Below are 14,886 nucleotides of genomic sequence, written 5' to 3'. Positions count from 1 at the left end.
GGCATCTAAGCCTGCTGGACGCGGTGTTTGGATAGTAAAAGAGATCCCTAAGAAAACTAGAGATCTCTTTGATCTGTTTAAAATTGCTTACCCTAAAAAGCAGGTCAAAAATTAGTAACTATGACCTGCGGAGTTTAGGATATAAACTTTTGCAAAAGTTCATAACAAGATTATTTAATCTTGCCTTCCTTGTAAAGTACGTGCTGACGAACAACTGGATCGTACTTCATCATCTCCATCTTACCAGGAGTTGTACGACGGTTCTTGTCAGTGGTGTAAAAGTGACCAGTACCTGCAGTTGAATTTAAACGAATCTTTTCACGACCGCCTTTCTTAGCCATTTTAGTCTCCTTTAAACTCTAACGCCTTTAGCACGCATATCTGCAAGAACAGCTTCGATGCCATTCTTATCAATAATACGCATTGCTTTGGTGGTTACACGTAGTCTTACAAAACGACCTTCGCTCTCAACCCAAAAACGGTGAAACTTTAAGTTTGGTAGAAAACGACGCTTAGCCGCATTCTTTGCGTGGGAACGTAGGTTACCCACTGCTGGGCGCTTGCCCGTAACTTGGCAAACTCTGGACATGTTAGCTCACACTCCAAAAAAAATAAAAAAACACATCTCAATACATAGATAAATCTATGAGAGATAAAAAATTGGTTAAACAAAGTGCACGTATTCTAACACAAAAGAAGACTATATCCCCAAAAAATTTAATTTTTGAGGCAACTTTTTACGATACATGACTTCGACTACGTAGCAATTAATGTGATTAATGCTACAGTTGTTCGTGGTAACTGTGAATTATATACCATTATTATGTCACAGATCAACGTTGAAAAAATTACTCAGATAAATTTTAGATAATCCCTTGTATAATCAAAGAGTAGTCACCATTAATTAATCTTAGAAAATAAAAAAAACTAAAAATTTAACAATAAAGGAGATAAAAATGGATACACAGCTTAAAAATCGAAAGATCGTTTTAGGTGTAACCGGAGGCATCGCAGCATATAAAGCATGCACTTTATGCCGTCTTCTTGTAAAGGGTGGCGCCCAGGTCTATGTGGTAATGACTGAAAGTGCAACTAAGCTTGTTGGAAAAGAAACTTTCGAAGCATTATCAGGCCACAGCGTAAGCGTTAATATTTTTGAAGACTCTAAAGACATATCTCATATAGCACTATCAAACGATGCAGACATGATTGTTGTAGCTCCTGCTACAGCTAATTCTATTGCAAAATTTGCTCATGGCTTTGCTGATAATATGCTTTGTGCAGTAATGCTTGCAGCTAACTGTAAAAAAGTTATTGCCCCTGCTATGAATACAAATATGTACCATAACGTAGCTACTCAGGAGAACCTGCAGTTACTAGCTTTAAGAGGTATGTATATACTATCTCCAGACAGTGGTGATCTTGCTTGCGGAACTTCCGGCGATGGAAGAATGAAGGAGCCTGAGGAAATATATGAAGATATTCTTGCAATCTTCTCTCAGGATCTTGAAAAACTTCCTCATACAAAGATTGGAATCGAGAATCATCAAGAAAAGCTTCCTGCACCGCAGCAGATACTAGAGCTTACCCAAACTAAACTTCTTCCAAAATCCTTTGGTGCAGGCTTCAATGTCCTTATAACGGCAGGCCCAACAATTGAAGAAATTGATCCTGTTCGTTATATAACAAATCACAGCTCTGGTAAGATGGGATATGCCCTTGCTCATATGGCTCAGCTAATGGGAGCTAACGTTACACTGATATCAGGTCCTGTTAACCTAAATGTTCCTCTGGGAGTAAAAAGAATTTCTGTTCGCTCAGCTGTAGAAATGCTCAATGCTGTTGAATCATATGTAAATGAAGCTGATATTTTCATAGGATGTGCCGCAGTCGGTGATTTTAGAGTTGAGAGCATAAGCAAAAACAAGATTAAGAAAAAAGATGGAGAAGAAGGTCTTACTCTGAAGCTTGTTCAAAACCCTGATATTATTGCAACTGTCGGCAATAGAGAGGCTAATAGACCATTTACAGTTGGATTTGCAGCAGAAACTGATAATCTTGAAGAAAATGCAAAAAAGAAGATTGTAAAGAAAGGCTTGGACATGGTTATTCTCAACGATGTTTCAAACAAAGGAATCGGCTTTAACAGCGACGATAACGAAGTGTCTGTCTACGATAAAGACGGATTGGTTGCTCACATAGAAAAGCAAAATAAACAGGTCGTTGCTACATCACTACTTGAACTTATCTTCAACGCAGCGAAAAAGTAATATGCTGAATATAAAAATTAAAATACTTGATAACAGATTAGGAAAAGATTTTCCTTTACCAAACTATCAGACTGATATGTCAGCAGGAATGGATTTGAGAGCTATGGAGGATAGCGATTTTATCTTGAATCCAGGTGAGGTTAGAATGGTTAAAACTGGCTTTTCCATGTATATTGCAGATCCTAACGTAACAGCTTTGATTGTACCTAGATCTGGTCTTGGATATAAACATGGAATTGTTCTTAGCAATCTAACCGGAGTTATTGACGCAGACTACCAAGGCCCATTAATGATGCCTTTGTGGAATCATTCAAATGAACCTTTTAAAATCTGCGTTGGAGATAGGGTTGCACAAATGCTATTTGTACCAGTACTACATCCAAAATTTGAAATTACAGACAGCTTTGATGATGTTTCCTGCAGAGGAGAAGGAGGTTTTGGCTCTACAGGAATATAATTTTGATGTTATATATCTAAAGACTGTGTACTGATTGTATATGATTCATAGACTGGAGATACAAAGATCTTGCCATCACCTGGATTTCCTTTATCTCCTGTCATACCAGCCTGGATGATGGTCCGGACAACAAGGTCCTTTTCATCTTCAGATACAACAATATAAAGCATACATTTTGTCATTTCCTGGTAAAGAACTTCACCTACTTTTATTCCCTGCTCTTTACCTCTACCTGAAACAGTTACCTTTGATAAGGCATAAAATCCTTTAGCATGTAATGCATCTTGAACATCCATGACTTTTTCTGGTCTTAAAAAAGCTGTAATTGCTAACATAGGTATTCCTCCTGTTTGTTATATTTTATATTTCCAGAGGTCTTACCTACATATTAAGGTTATATAAGGTTAAAACTAGAAAATGCACTAAAGACGGGCGTAATAATATAAGAATTGGGAATTTTGCTCTAAAAAAGGATAGTACCGCCCTATAAAAGGGCGGTAAATATGATTATCTCTCAGATAACTGCTTGGTTAAAATTTCAAGCTCAATTTTGGTCTGAGCAGGTGCTACACCACCTTTGATGTTACGTTTTGCTAGAATATTCTCTAACTGAAGAACTGGATATACATCATCAGAGATTACATCAGAAAACTCTTTGTACTCAGAAACATCCATATCTTCTAATGCTTTCTGCTTTGAAATAGCATATAGAACAATTCTACCAACAATAGAATGAGCCTCACGGAAAGGAATGCCCTTACCTACTAGATAATCTGCAAGTTCTGTTGCATTTGAGTAACCACCCTTAGCAGCATCGATTGCATTCTGTTCATTCAGTTTAATGCCTTCAAATACAAGAGTAGTCATATCAAGACTGTCAATCCAGGTATCCATTGCATCAAACAGTCTTTCTTTATCTTCCTGTAAATCCTTATCGTATGCTAAAGGAAGAGCCTTTACAGTTACTAACATACCTGTAAGAGCACCAACAACACGACCGCATTTACCACGGATAAGCTCTAAAGCATCTGGATTCTTTTTCTGAGGCATTAAAGATGAGCCTGATGTAACTTTGTCAGATAGCTCTACGAACTTAGCTTCTCCACTGTTATAGATGATTAAATCTTCAGCTAGTCTTGAAAGATGAACCATTGAAATTGAAGCTACAGACAATAGTTCCATTACATGGTCACGATCTGAAACTGCATCTAAAGAATTAGAAGTTGCTCTATCAAAGCCTAAATCATGAGCTAAAGCTTCACGATCTACATCATAGGCTGTACCAGCTAGAGCAGCTGAACCTAGTGGACATGTACCCATTAAAGCTTTTGCATTTAACAGACGCTGATAATCGCGCTCAAACATCTGGTTGTATGCTAATACCCAGTGAGCGAAAGTAACAGGCTGTGCTCTCTGAAGGTGAGTATATCCTGGAAAAATCTTACCCTGATTCTCTGATGCAACTTTAACAAGCTCTTTTTGTAACTTTGTAATTGACTGTAAAGCATCTGAAACTGCTTTTCTGCACCAGAGTTTTAAATCTAAAGCAACCTGATCATTACGGCTTCTACCTGTATGTAATTTCTTACCTAAATTACCTACTTTTTCAATCAGACGGCGCTCAACATATGAATGAATATCTTCATCGCCTGCAGTAGCTATTGAATCAATATCCTTTTCAACTTCTGCTAATAATTCATTCAAAGCTTTTTTCAAATCAGTGTTTTCCTGTTCTGTTAAAACACCTGCTTTAAAAATTGCATCAGCCCATGCGATAGAACCTTCTATATCCTCTAAGGCCATACGATAATCAAACTTTAATGAATCGTTGTAATCCTTAAATCTCTGATCTGGTCCTTGAGTGAACCTTCCGCCCCATAAAGCCATAAATTACTCCAAAACAAAAATAATTAGATTGCAAAAGGATAGCACGAAATAAGAAATTTTGAATAAAAAAATGCATTATTAAGGACTATTAAGAAAGATTTTTTCAAAGATTAAATACGAAAGACAGAATTTCAGATATAGGCAAATTAACGCTTAGGAGTACCAAGCTTTAACAGATAATCAATTTATAAATTCTTCTTCAGATGCAGGATAGTAAGATAGTCTACTAAAAAGAAAGCCCTTAACTAAAAGTTAGGGGCTTTAATTTAAATACGGATTAGTTCAGATTATTTCTGATTCTTTGAGTTGATAGCACGGATTCTGCTTGGTAATGAGTATAAGCGGATGAAGCCATCAGCATCAGCCTGGCTATATACGTCATCAGCACCGAATGTTACGAAATCAAAGTTGAATAAGCTATTAGGTGAATCCTTCTGGATTACATCGATGTTGCCCTTGTATAACTTAATAACAACCTTACCGTTAACATCCTTAGCAATGTTATCAGCAGCAGCTAATAAGATCTCGCGTAAACGAGTGAACCAGCGGCCATCATATACTAACTGAGCAAATTCTACAGCTAAGTGCTCACGGAATACGCGAGTTGCCTTATCTAAAACTAACTGCTCAATAGCACGAATTGCCTTATAAATAATGGTACCACCTGGGGTCTCATAGCAACCACGAGACTTCATACCAACTAAGCGGTTCTCAGTAATATCGATACGACCTACACCGTGACGAGCACCGATCTCATTTAACTGAGTGATGATATCAAATGGAGTCATTTCCTTACCGTTAATCTCGGTTACTAAACCGTTCTTAATGGTTAACTCAAATGTCTCTGGAGTATTTGGAGCCTTCTCTGGATCGGTAGTCCATACCCATACGTTCTCTGAAGGTGCATTCCAGGTATTCTCTAACTCACCACCCTCTGTTGAGATGTGTAAGCAGTTAGCATCACGGCTATAAATCTTCTTTAAAGTAGCCTTACATGGAACATTGTGAGCCTCACAGTAAGCTAATAACTCTTCACGAGACTGCATATCCCAAATACGCCATGGAGCGATAACATCTAACTCAGGAGCTAAAGCTGCAACTGCAGATTCAAAACGAACCTGATCGTTACCCTTACCGGTAGCACCGTGAGCAATAGCATCTGCGCCTTCTTCTAAAGCACACTCAACCATTGCCTTTGCAATGATAGGACGAGCAATAGCAGTACCTAATAAATACTCACCTTCGTATAAAGCACCAGTCTTCATCATTTCGAAAACATAGTCTTTTACGAAATCATCACGTAAATCTTTTACAATGCACTTGCTAGCACCTGAAGCAATAGCCTTCTGCTCGATACCTTCTAGGTCATCACGCTCCTGACCAACGTCAGCTACAAAGCATACTACTTCACAATCACCATAATTCTCTTTAAGCCAAGGCACGATGGTTGAAGTGTCTAGACCGCCAGAATAAGCCAAAACTACTTTTTTGTAGTGTTTGTTTTCCTGTTTTAACATTGCTTTATTCCTCAAAAATTAAGCATTAATTAGTTTGGCAAGTACTGCCATGTGAATATGTAAACGGTTTTCAGCCTCATCAAATACAACAGACTTGTTACCATCCATTACCTCATCAGTGATTTCATAACCACGGTGAGCTGGCAGACAGTGCATAACAATCTGAGCACCGGACTGATCAACCAGATCCTTATTTACCTGATATGGATTAAACTTCTTTCTTACAGCATCAAGTGGTGTATTATCACCCATTGATACCCAAGTATCAGTGTAAACCACATCAAAATCTTTTAACTTGCTGATATCGTTTTCAACAGCAATTGTGCAACCATTCTTTCTTGCAATTTCTGATGCCTTAGAGAAAACAACTGCATCTGGAGTGCAGTTCTCTGGGTTAAAACTTGTAACATTAGCACCTAAAATAGCACCAGCTACAAACAGAGAATTGGTAACATTGTTACCGTCACCAACGTATGCAACCTTTACACCTTTAATCTTACCTAGGTGTTCCTGAATAGTCATATAGTCAGCCATTGCCTGAGCTGGATGATATAAATCAGATAAGGCATTAATAACTGGCACTGAACCATACTGAGCTAACTCTTCAAGGGTACGCTGAGAAAATACTCTGCCAACAAGACAGTCTACCCAACGACATAAGTTTCTTGAGTAATCAGCGATTGTCTCTCTCTTACCTAACTCGCCATTCTGGAGATCAAGATATACACCATGACCACTTAAACGATAGAAAGCAAGTTCAAAGGTTGTTCTTGTTCTTAATGAAGGCTTTTCGAACATGATAGCGCCAGACCGACCTGCTAGTTCCTGTCTGAATTTTGCAGGATCCTTCTTCATTGCTGAGGCGGTTTCTAAAATATCTAGATATTCATCTTGGCTGAATTCAAAGCCTGTTAATAAATGACGCATCATAAAGCTCCTAATGCGGCGGAACAAACAAAAAACTCTCTTTTCGGAGTTGACATTGTACCAAAATAAAAAAAATATAATTTAAAAAGGTATTTTGCCACAAAAAAGGGCAAATTTACACTAAATCGCATTTAATTTATGCAAAGCAAGTGTCAATGATGCTATAGCACGAGATTCTGTTAGTGGAGAATCGTAATCAAAAATAAGATCTTTTGCTTCTTTTATACTTACTTTAATGATAGATATAGGCTCGGGTTCATCTCCATCAAGTCTTGATTCATATAGATCTGTGCACAAAAAAGTATGCATCCTGAGCATAAGCATTCCTGGAGCTAAGGTCATTTCCTTTTTTAAAGGAATAATATTTTTAGCACCGAATCCAATCTCTTCTTTCATTTCTCGAATGCATGCATTAACTGGATCTTCGCCATCATCTATTTTGCCTTTAACAAAACCTAATTCATATCTTTCAAAGCCACATGCATATTCAGAGGTGAGATAAAAGAAACTGCCATCAAAAGGAATTGCCATAACAGCGCCATTCCCTCCGGCAATTCTCTCGTAGGTCATACGGGAGCTATTTGAAAACTTTAGATCTAATTCTTCAACAGTAAATATTCTTGATACTTTCTGCTTTTTTCTAGAAAGTATCTCTGGCAGCTGTCTTGATAGTGCACTTAAATCCATAAATTGAATCTCTAAATTTTGCTATAATTATCACATTGTATAACGTTTTTATTTAATTCATGTAAAAATTACAGCATGACTGATAATAATTCATCATCAAAAGAAGTCCGTTTGGACAAATGGCTTTGGGCTGCAAGATTCTATAAAACAAGATCACTTGCAAGACAAATGATAGATGGTGGAAAGGTTGACTATAACGGAGTCAAGGCTAAACCATCTAGAACTGTTGAAGTAGGTGCAATTGTAAAAGTTCTTCAGGGTAACGTCAGAAAGGAAGTAGAAATACTGAAGATCTCTGACGTTCGTGGACCTGCAACCGTAGCAGCAACACTTTATAAAGAAACCGAAGAAAGTGTCAAAAATAGGGAAAAACAGTTAGAACAGATTAAAATGAATGCCCTGTTAGCACCTCATCCTGATGAGAAGCCAAACAAAAAAGAAAGACGAGCACTATTAAATATAAAATATGGAAACAATTAAAATGCAGAGCTTTGAACATAATTCATTGGAAAGATTCATCTTCGACAATCACGGTGTCAGAGGCGAAATTGTAAAATTAAAGAAACCTTTTGAAGATCTTCTCCATGACAGCTATCCATTAGCAGTAAAAAAAGTTCTTATGGAACTTGCTGTTTCTTCTGTTCTTGTTGCATCAACATTAAAAGACGGATCTGAAATCATGGTTCAGATTAGGGGAACTGCAGAAACAAAACTTAAATATGCCCTTATCAATATTAGACAGGATCTGTCTTTTTACGGTTCTGCAGCACTCAATGAGAACGCAACTGTAACTGACTCTGATACTCTTCTTGATTTATGTGGAAGCAAAAGTGTTCTTGTTCTTTCAGTTTTTCCAAAAGACGGCCCTAAATGGCAGGGTATTGTTGCAATAAATCCTGAATCAATCAGTGCAACTTTAGAGGATTACTTTAGAGATTCTCAGCAGTTACCAACCAGATTCTTCATCAGAACTGATCTTAAAGATTTTCAGTCTGGTGGTATTCTTCTTCAGATTATTCCTGAAATCGATAAAAACATTGAATCTTTAGAAGATCTATCAGTTCTTGCTGATACCATAACAGAAGATGAGCTTTTCAATCTTTCATTAGAACAGAACCTTGCAAGATTATTTGCTCATGAGGAAGTTAAAGTATTCGGACAAAATGAGGTTTTATATAAGTGTATCTGCTCAAAGGATAGATGCCTGAATGCTTTATCTGAAATTCCATCTTCAGAGTTACTAGATATGGCAAATAGCAATGAGGTGACATCCATAACATGCCAGCATTGCAACAAGACATATACATTTACAAAAGAAGAATTATTAAATCTAGTTCATCAGAAGAATCAGTAAATGACACTATCTACAAACCAGACATCCATGGCAAAAGTCTGGTCTTTAAGCATTGCTCACTTTACAAGCGATTTTTATTTAAATCTGCTTCCGGTAATGCTTCCTATTCTTGCACTTAAATTTGGTTTTTCATATTCTCAGTGCGGTCTGCTTTATATGGTTTTCCAGATTTCAGCATCTTTTCTGCAAGCGCCTATAGGTCTTATTGCTGATAGAAAGGATCTTGGTATCTTTTTACCATTATCAGTTCTGCTTGGTAGCTTACTTGCTTGTACAGTAGGTATTTGTAACAGTGAATTGATGCTTGTAATGATAGTATTTCTATCAGGAATCTTGTCGTCATTTTTCCATCCTGTTGCAGGTGGATTTGTACCTTATGTAAGCCCAAAAGGAAAAGAAGTTTATTCAACTTCCATCTTCATTGTCGGAGGAAATGTAGGATTTGCTGTTGCTCCATTCCTGACAGCTATCTACCTTAACTATTTTACTCCTGAAAAACTGATATTTCTTGCTGTAGTTCCTATTCTGGTGACAGTTCTTTTATTCAGACTAAAGCTATATACAAGACCAGTTATTCAATCAAAAGCGAATGCCCTTTCATTAAAGCAGATAATTACCAATATTCCATTCGTATCATTAACTATGTCTATTGGATTAAGAGCAATATGCTACTGCTCACTGGTAATCTATATACCTCTTTTATATAGTTCTAAAGGAATGCCTCCTGTTACAGCATCAGCTATTCTGATGACATTACTTTTAGGTACTGCAATTGGTGGTTTTATTATTGGTCAGTTTTCTAAGAGAATAAAGATTCCTACTTTAATCCTCGGCTCATATTCTTTGACAATTATTTCTATGATTGTCTTTCTTTTAAGAGCGGACGATTCTTTATTGTCTTATGTAAGTATATTCGTAGCTGGTTTTGGTATGTACGGTGCAACACCACCTGCCATAGTTTGGGCACAAAGAATGTTGCCAAATTCTGATTCATTTGCAACTTCAATTATGCTCGGATTCACTTTTGGAATAGGATATGTCTTATCAGTTTTTATAGGATGGCTTGGTGATTATATTGGGCTTCAGCTTGCTCTAACATATTTCACCTTCCCTGCGATGTTATTAGCAACACTGCTAATCATTCTGATAAGAAATAAAAATATTCAATGAAGAAAAGGCTACCAAAATAGCCTTTGTTAATTCTTATTTGAACAGTTCCGATTCAAGAATTTCTAATCTGTCCTTTAGCTTAAATGACTCCATATGTTGTCTATCTGAAATTCTGAATACAGAGGGATTATTCTTTTCATATGTGTTCCATATTATTTTTTCTTCTGTATTTCCATCAGTATTAGGATTTCCTGTTTTTATAAAGTTTACAACTCTCCTGTGAAAAACATCAGCAACTTGTCTTTGAGTTTTTGTTGCATTCTTTTGAAGATTATTGAATACATAGGCTATTTCACTTGCATGACCTACTTTATATGGAGTACGCATCACATATTCAGGAGCATAATCAAAATGGTACATATATACCTTATTCGTTCTACTGATATTGTCAGCAAAGATCTTCATGCCTAAATTGAATGCAATATCTCCTATATATTCACAGCTTCTGTCGTATGGATTCTGATAAATTTCACCTGAATAAAGTTTATTGATTCTATTTGAACTATTTTTCTTATGATGATATGTAATAACAGAATCAAGCTGCTTTTCTGTTACTGAAGGAGGCACAAACATTGTTCCTTCATTTGTGTTATAGCCAAGCAGTATATCAACATTATTGAATTCTCCATTTTTCAATGATTCATATGGCTCATAAGGAATCACATAACCATCAAAATTAGGTATCAGATATGAACCATCCTTATTATTAAAACCCAAATCAAGTGGACAGTAGTTACTCAATATCTCAGGAGAAATTTTTCTCAATTCAGCAAGACCAGACAATGTATCTTTTATATCAAACTTATTATTAAGCTTTTCTGAATGACCATATGCAATCAGCTGGTTATCATTCTGATTCATGCTAACAAAAGGATATGACAGTATGGTTCCACTTTCCATTACAGCCTTTTTAAAAAGGTCTTTTGTTAATGGTGATAAAACAAGAGCAGATACAGAAAAAGCTCCTGCTGACTCTCCTCCTATTGTTACATTATCAGGATCACCTCCAAAATATTTAATATTGTCTTTGATCCAGTTTAAAGCAAGAATCATATCTAGAAGCCCCCAGTTTCCTGTTGTTCCATACAGTTGTTTTGTCGATTTCGATGAATAGAATCCTTCAGCACCTAGACGGTAATTTATGCTAACAAACACTATTCCATCTTTTGCAAATTCAGAACCATCATACAGAGGAAGACTTGATGCACCACCTACAAATGCACCGCCATAAATCCACATATATACAGGATACTTGTCATTTATCTTTGCTCCTTTTGGTGTATATACATTAAGACATAAAGAATCTACACCTTCACCATTAAGTTTTGGATAGTCCATAAATGGAGATTGAATAGGAATCTTGCAGAATTTTTCAGCCTTGAATTCTCCTGTAAATCTATCAGCTTTTACAGGAGGAGCAAATCTCAAATCGCCTATTGCAGCTTTTGCATATGGAATACCTTTATATATATAAGCTTTGTCAGTTTCTACTCCAGAAATTGTTCCTACCTTAGAATCAACTATAGGAGTAGCATTTGCAAAAAAAGGTAAAAATACAATTAAAATGAAAATCCGTTTCATAGTGTTCCTTGAAAACAAACGTTGTTTTTTAGTCCATTCTCATTAAAGATAGAAAACATTTATTCATTTATATTGATTTTTTTTTGCACTTAAAAAAAAACATGAACTAGTTCACGCTATAATTACCAAGTTTATTTATTTTTGGACTATAAAAATGAAACCAATTTACTTAGGCGTAAATATTGACCATGTTGCAACAGTAAGAAATGCACGTGGTACAAATTATCCTGATCCTGTAACAGCAGCTGCAATTGCAGAGCTAGCTGGAGCAGATAGCATTACAACTCATTTAAGAGAAGATAGAAGACATATCACAGACAGAGATGTTCGAATCATCAGAGAAACAGTAAAGACATCTTTAAACCTTGAAATGGCTGTTGCTGATGATATTCTTGCAATTGCTGTCGCATTAGCACCTCAAAAAGTTTGTATGGTACCAGAGCGTCGCGAGGAAGTTACAACAGAAGGCGGTCTTGATGTTGTAGGTAATTTTGCAAAGATTTCCAAAGCTATTGAAAAGCTTGATAATGTGGGCACTGTTTGTTCTTTATTTATTGATCCTGTAAAAGAGCAGATCGATGCTGCAGTAAAAGCAGGAGCCCCTTATATTGAGTTCCATACTGGTCGCTATGCAAATGCTACCAATGAAAAAGAATTAAATCATGAATTAAAAGTTTTAACCGAAATGGCAGCTTATGCTGACAGTGTTGGACTTGGTGTAAACTCAGGTCACGGCTTAAATTACAACAATGTAGCAGCTATTGCCGCAATTCCTCAGATGAATGAGCTGAATATCGGACATAGCATTATTGCAAGAGCCATATTCACTGGTCTTAATGAAGCTGTAAAAACCATGAAAGATATCATGGTACAGGCTAGACACAATTCTTAACCTACAGAGGCAATCATGAATTTTTCTAATTTACTAAAAACATTTGGTGAAACAGCAATTGACCGTGTAGAAGCTGGTCTTGAAGCTTTAAGATGTGGCAGAGGTATCCTTGTTGTTGATAATGCAAATCGTGAAAACGAAGGTGATCTTATCTACGCTGCACAGACTGTAACAGATGCTCAGATGGCTTTTATGATCAGAGAGTGTTCTGGTATTGTTTGCGTTTGTATCAAGGAAGAGCAGGCAAAGCGTATGGGCCTTAACATGATGGTTGAAAAGAATACTTCAACCTATGGCACTGCATTTACAGTTTCTGTTGATGCTGCTCATGGCGTAACAACAGGTGTTTCAGCATCTGATAGAGTTAAGGCTATTAAAGCTGTTATCAATCCAAATGGTAAGCCAGAAGATCTTGCAAGACCTGGTCACATGTTCCCTCTTGTTGCTAAGAATGGTGGTGTTTTAGAGCGTGATGGTCACACTGAAGCATCTGTCGATTTAGCTCGTCTTGCTGGTCTTGCTCCTGCAGGTATCTTATGCGAGCTTTGTGCTCCTGATGGCCAGATGGCTAAATTACCTAGAGTAACTCACTTTGCACTAGAGCATGATTTAACTGTTCTTTCTGTTGAAGATTTAATTGAATACAGAAAAGCAAAGAACGTTTAATAGCTTATAAGCGGCCAGTACAATGAATGCAACTGATAATTTCACTTTAGGATATTCAGAATATGGTGATCCTAATGCAAAGGTGCTGGCTGTCCTTCCAGGATGGGCTACAGATGCAAATTTTCTAAAGCCCATAGCAGAGCTGTTTAAAGATGAGTATCGAGTTTTACTTATCGATATGCCAGGATATGGCAAATCATCTCATTTAAAGCTTTTTGCCGATTCAACAAGACAAACTGCAAATCTCATTCTAAATACCCTTCCAAAGAACTCTATTCTGATGTCATGGTCTCTTAGCACTTTAGCGTGCTGTAGAGCCTGCGCTATGGATACAAACGGCAAAATTGACAAGTACATATCAGTCTGCGGTTCACCAAGATTCCCTGCCGATCCTAACTGGCCAGGCTTTGACTATAAATATGTACTCAAGTGTTTAAAACTTTTTGACGAGGGTAAAAACACTAGATCTATAAAGCTTTTCTTTATGATGCAATCTCAAAGCAGCATTCTATCTAAAGAAAACAAGCAGTTTATGATAGAGTCTTTTGATGCTATGGGAGATATTGATAAGGATGTACTAGTAGCAGGTTTACATAAAATGGCTTATGCAGACCACAGAGAAGCATTTAATGCCATCAAAATTCCTTGTCTTCACATATTTGGAGCTAAGGATAGACTTGTCCTTCCAGATCTTGCAAAACATCTGATACAACCTCCTTATCATGTATGCTCTGTTCTTCAAGATTCAGCGCATATGCCTTTCCTATCAGAACCAGAAAACTTTAAAAAAGTTATCAATCTTTTCTTAAAAAAATCTAATTAATTGAATTTAAAGGATTTATTTTTCTAAATTTTTTATAAAAGATTGCCGATATAATAGGTAACCCATAATTGTATCTATAGGCTTTTAAAAATGGACGTTGCAAGCTCTGCCATTTCAAATGTTGTCAATACAAGTTTCCCGCATGCTGCGCAGGAAGCTCGTAGAGATGCGCTTGCAAAAGAAACCATTCCACAATTAAACCAAAGTGCAAACTCAAATCCAAATAATTCAGTTGCTCAAGGTCAATCACAGACAAATCCAGCTCAGAGCTCTTTATTTATTCAAGCTGAAACAATTATCAAATCCCATAACGATAAATCAGTAAATAAAGAGAATAAAACTGATAAAAAGGAAACTGCTGGCACAAAGGAAGCAAAAGAAGGTAATTCTGCTAAAGGAGCTTCTTCGACTACTAGTACATCAGGGCAGTCCTTACAGTCACCTATTGAAGGAATAGGTCAGATGAAGGCTGCTTTAGGTGGTTCTTTTGGAGCTAATAACGGAGCAAACTACTCCGATGAGTTTGAAAAGAAGAGAAAGAAAGGTCAAGGCTTTTCAGGAAAAGCTATTGCAAAGACTTACAATAGCTCCCTTCCATCTAATAATATCGGTACAATGCTCGATATTCAGAGTTAACTAATTGTGAACAAGAGTT

17 protein-coding genes are annotated in these 14,886 nt (G+C 36.7%); 9 read left to right on the top strand and 8 right to left on the bottom strand.

Going from position 1 to position 14,886, the window contains the following annotated elements:
• Positions 1 to 170 precede the first annotated feature (170 nt).
• Complete coding sequence (gene rpmG / locus ACJML3_RS06885) at positions 171 to 341, bottom strand: 50S ribosomal protein L33 (RefSeq protein WP_021889297.1); 171 nt, start codon at positions 339 to 341, stop codon at positions 171 to 173.
• 11 nt (positions 342 to 352) lie between these two features.
• Entirely contained in the window at positions 353 to 589 is a 237-nt protein-coding gene (gene rpmB / locus ACJML3_RS06880; protein WP_219937168.1) for a 50S ribosomal protein L28, read from the bottom strand.
• Positions 590 to 956: 367 nt separating this feature from the next.
• Here rpmB and coaBC point away from each other — a divergent pair, with 367 nt between their 5' ends.
• Positions 957 to 2,270: a bifunctional phosphopantothenoylcysteine decarboxylase/phosphopantothenate--cysteine ligase CoaBC gene (gene coaBC, locus ACJML3_RS06875; RefSeq protein WP_406021810.1), complete on the top strand. Its 1,314-nt coding sequence runs from the start codon at positions 957 to 959 to the stop codon at positions 2,268 to 2,270.
• A 1-nt stretch (position 2,271) separates the two neighbouring features.
• Positions 2,272 to 2,727, top strand: a complete 456-nt coding sequence (dut, locus tag ACJML3_RS06870) for a dUTP diphosphatase (RefSeq protein WP_219937170.1) — start codon at positions 2,272 to 2,274, stop codon at positions 2,725 to 2,727.
• Between the two features lie 8 nt (positions 2,728 to 2,735).
• On the opposite strand, the gene ACJML3_RS06865 is transcribed toward dut, so the two are convergent.
• From ACJML3_RS06865 to nudE, 5 genes are all read right to left on the bottom strand, one after another.
• Positions 2,736 to 3,062: a P-II family nitrogen regulator gene (locus ACJML3_RS06865; RefSeq protein WP_406021808.1), complete on the bottom strand. Its 327-nt coding sequence runs from the start codon at positions 3,060 to 3,062 to the stop codon at positions 2,736 to 2,738.
• A gap of 172 nt (positions 3,063 to 3,234) precedes the next feature.
• Positions 3,235 to 4,614, bottom strand: coding sequence for an argininosuccinate lyase (argH, locus tag ACJML3_RS06860; protein WP_406021806.1), 1,380 nt, complete (start codon positions 4,612 to 4,614; stop codon positions 3,235 to 3,237).
• Between the two features lie 287 nt (positions 4,615 to 4,901).
• Positions 4,902 to 6,131 (bottom strand): argininosuccinate synthase, encoded by a 1,230-nt coding sequence (locus ACJML3_RS06855; RefSeq protein WP_219937173.1) that lies wholly within the window; start codon positions 6,129 to 6,131, stop codon positions 4,902 to 4,904.
• Between the two features lie 18 nt (positions 6,132 to 6,149).
• Complete coding sequence (locus ACJML3_RS06850; protein ID WP_406021813.1) at positions 6,150 to 7,058, bottom strand: ornithine carbamoyltransferase; 909 nt, start codon at positions 7,056 to 7,058, stop codon at positions 6,150 to 6,152.
• A 120-nt stretch (positions 7,059 to 7,178) separates the two neighbouring features.
• On the bottom strand, positions 7,179 to 7,745 hold the full coding sequence (nudE, locus tag ACJML3_RS06845; protein WP_406021803.1) for an ADP compounds hydrolase NudE: 567 nt from the start codon (positions 7,743 to 7,745) through the stop codon (positions 7,179 to 7,181).
• Positions 7,746 to 7,820: 75 nt separating this feature from the next.
• Here nudE and hslR point away from each other — a divergent pair, with 75 nt between their 5' ends.
• The 3 genes from hslR to ACJML3_RS06830 are packed head-to-tail and all read left to right on the top strand — an operon-like array spanning position 7,821 to position 10,269.
• The gene (gene hslR / locus ACJML3_RS06840; protein WP_406021801.1) at positions 7,821 to 8,225 is read left to right on the top strand and encodes a ribosome-associated heat shock protein Hsp15; all 405 of its coding nucleotides are present in this window, start codon (positions 7,821 to 7,823) and stop codon (positions 8,223 to 8,225) included.
• Position 8,226: 1 nt separating this feature from the next.
• On the top strand, positions 8,227 to 9,099 hold the full coding sequence (locus ACJML3_RS06835) for an Hsp33 family molecular chaperone HslO (protein ID WP_406021799.1): 873 nt from the start codon (positions 8,227 to 8,229) through the stop codon (positions 9,097 to 9,099).
• Complete coding sequence (locus ACJML3_RS06830; RefSeq protein WP_406021797.1) at positions 9,100 to 10,269, top strand: MFS transporter; 1,170 nt, start codon at positions 9,100 to 9,102, stop codon at positions 10,267 to 10,269.
• Positions 10,270 to 10,302: 33 nt separating this feature from the next.
• On the opposite strand, the gene ACJML3_RS06825 is transcribed toward ACJML3_RS06830, so the two are convergent.
• Complete coding sequence (locus tag ACJML3_RS06825) at positions 10,303 to 11,850, bottom strand: carboxylesterase/lipase family protein (protein WP_406021795.1); 1,548 nt, start codon at positions 11,848 to 11,850, stop codon at positions 10,303 to 10,305.
• Positions 11,851 to 12,004: 154 nt separating this feature from the next.
• On the opposite strand from ACJML3_RS06825, the gene pdxJ reads away from it, so the two are divergent.
• The 4 genes from pdxJ to ACJML3_RS06805 all read left to right on the top strand — a co-directional run bounded on the left by pdxJ (position 12,005) and on the right by ACJML3_RS06805 (position 14,867).
• Positions 12,005 to 12,742 carry a pyridoxine 5'-phosphate synthase gene (gene pdxJ / locus ACJML3_RS06820; RefSeq protein WP_331853674.1) on the top strand — a complete coding sequence of 246 codons (738 nt, stop codon included), beginning with the start codon at positions 12,005 to 12,007 and terminating at the stop codon, positions 12,740 to 12,742.
• Between the two features lie 15 nt (positions 12,743 to 12,757).
• Positions 12,758 to 13,408 carry a 3,4-dihydroxy-2-butanone-4-phosphate synthase gene (gene ribB, locus ACJML3_RS06815; RefSeq protein WP_406021793.1) on the top strand — a complete coding sequence of 217 codons (651 nt, stop codon included), beginning with the start codon at positions 12,758 to 12,760 and terminating at the stop codon, positions 13,406 to 13,408.
• Between the two features lie 22 nt (positions 13,409 to 13,430).
• On the top strand, positions 13,431 to 14,231 hold the full coding sequence (locus ACJML3_RS06810) for an alpha/beta fold hydrolase (RefSeq protein ID WP_406021791.1): 801 nt from the start codon (positions 13,431 to 13,433) through the stop codon (positions 14,229 to 14,231).
• A 90-nt stretch (positions 14,232 to 14,321) separates the two neighbouring features.
• A complete protein-coding gene (locus tag ACJML3_RS06805; RefSeq protein ID WP_406021789.1) occupies positions 14,322 to 14,867 on the top strand; it encodes a hypothetical protein in 546 nt (181 codons plus the stop codon).
• Positions 14,868 to 14,886: the final 19 nt, after the last annotated feature.

The organism is Succinivibrio sp., assembly GCF_045124615.1.
Classification (GTDB): Bacteria; Pseudomonadota; Gammaproteobacteria; order Enterobacterales; family Succinivibrionaceae; genus Succinivibrio; species Succinivibrio faecicola.
The sequence above is the reverse complement of the archived record's forward strand: the minus strand, read 5'-3'. Positions and strand labels throughout refer to the sequence as shown.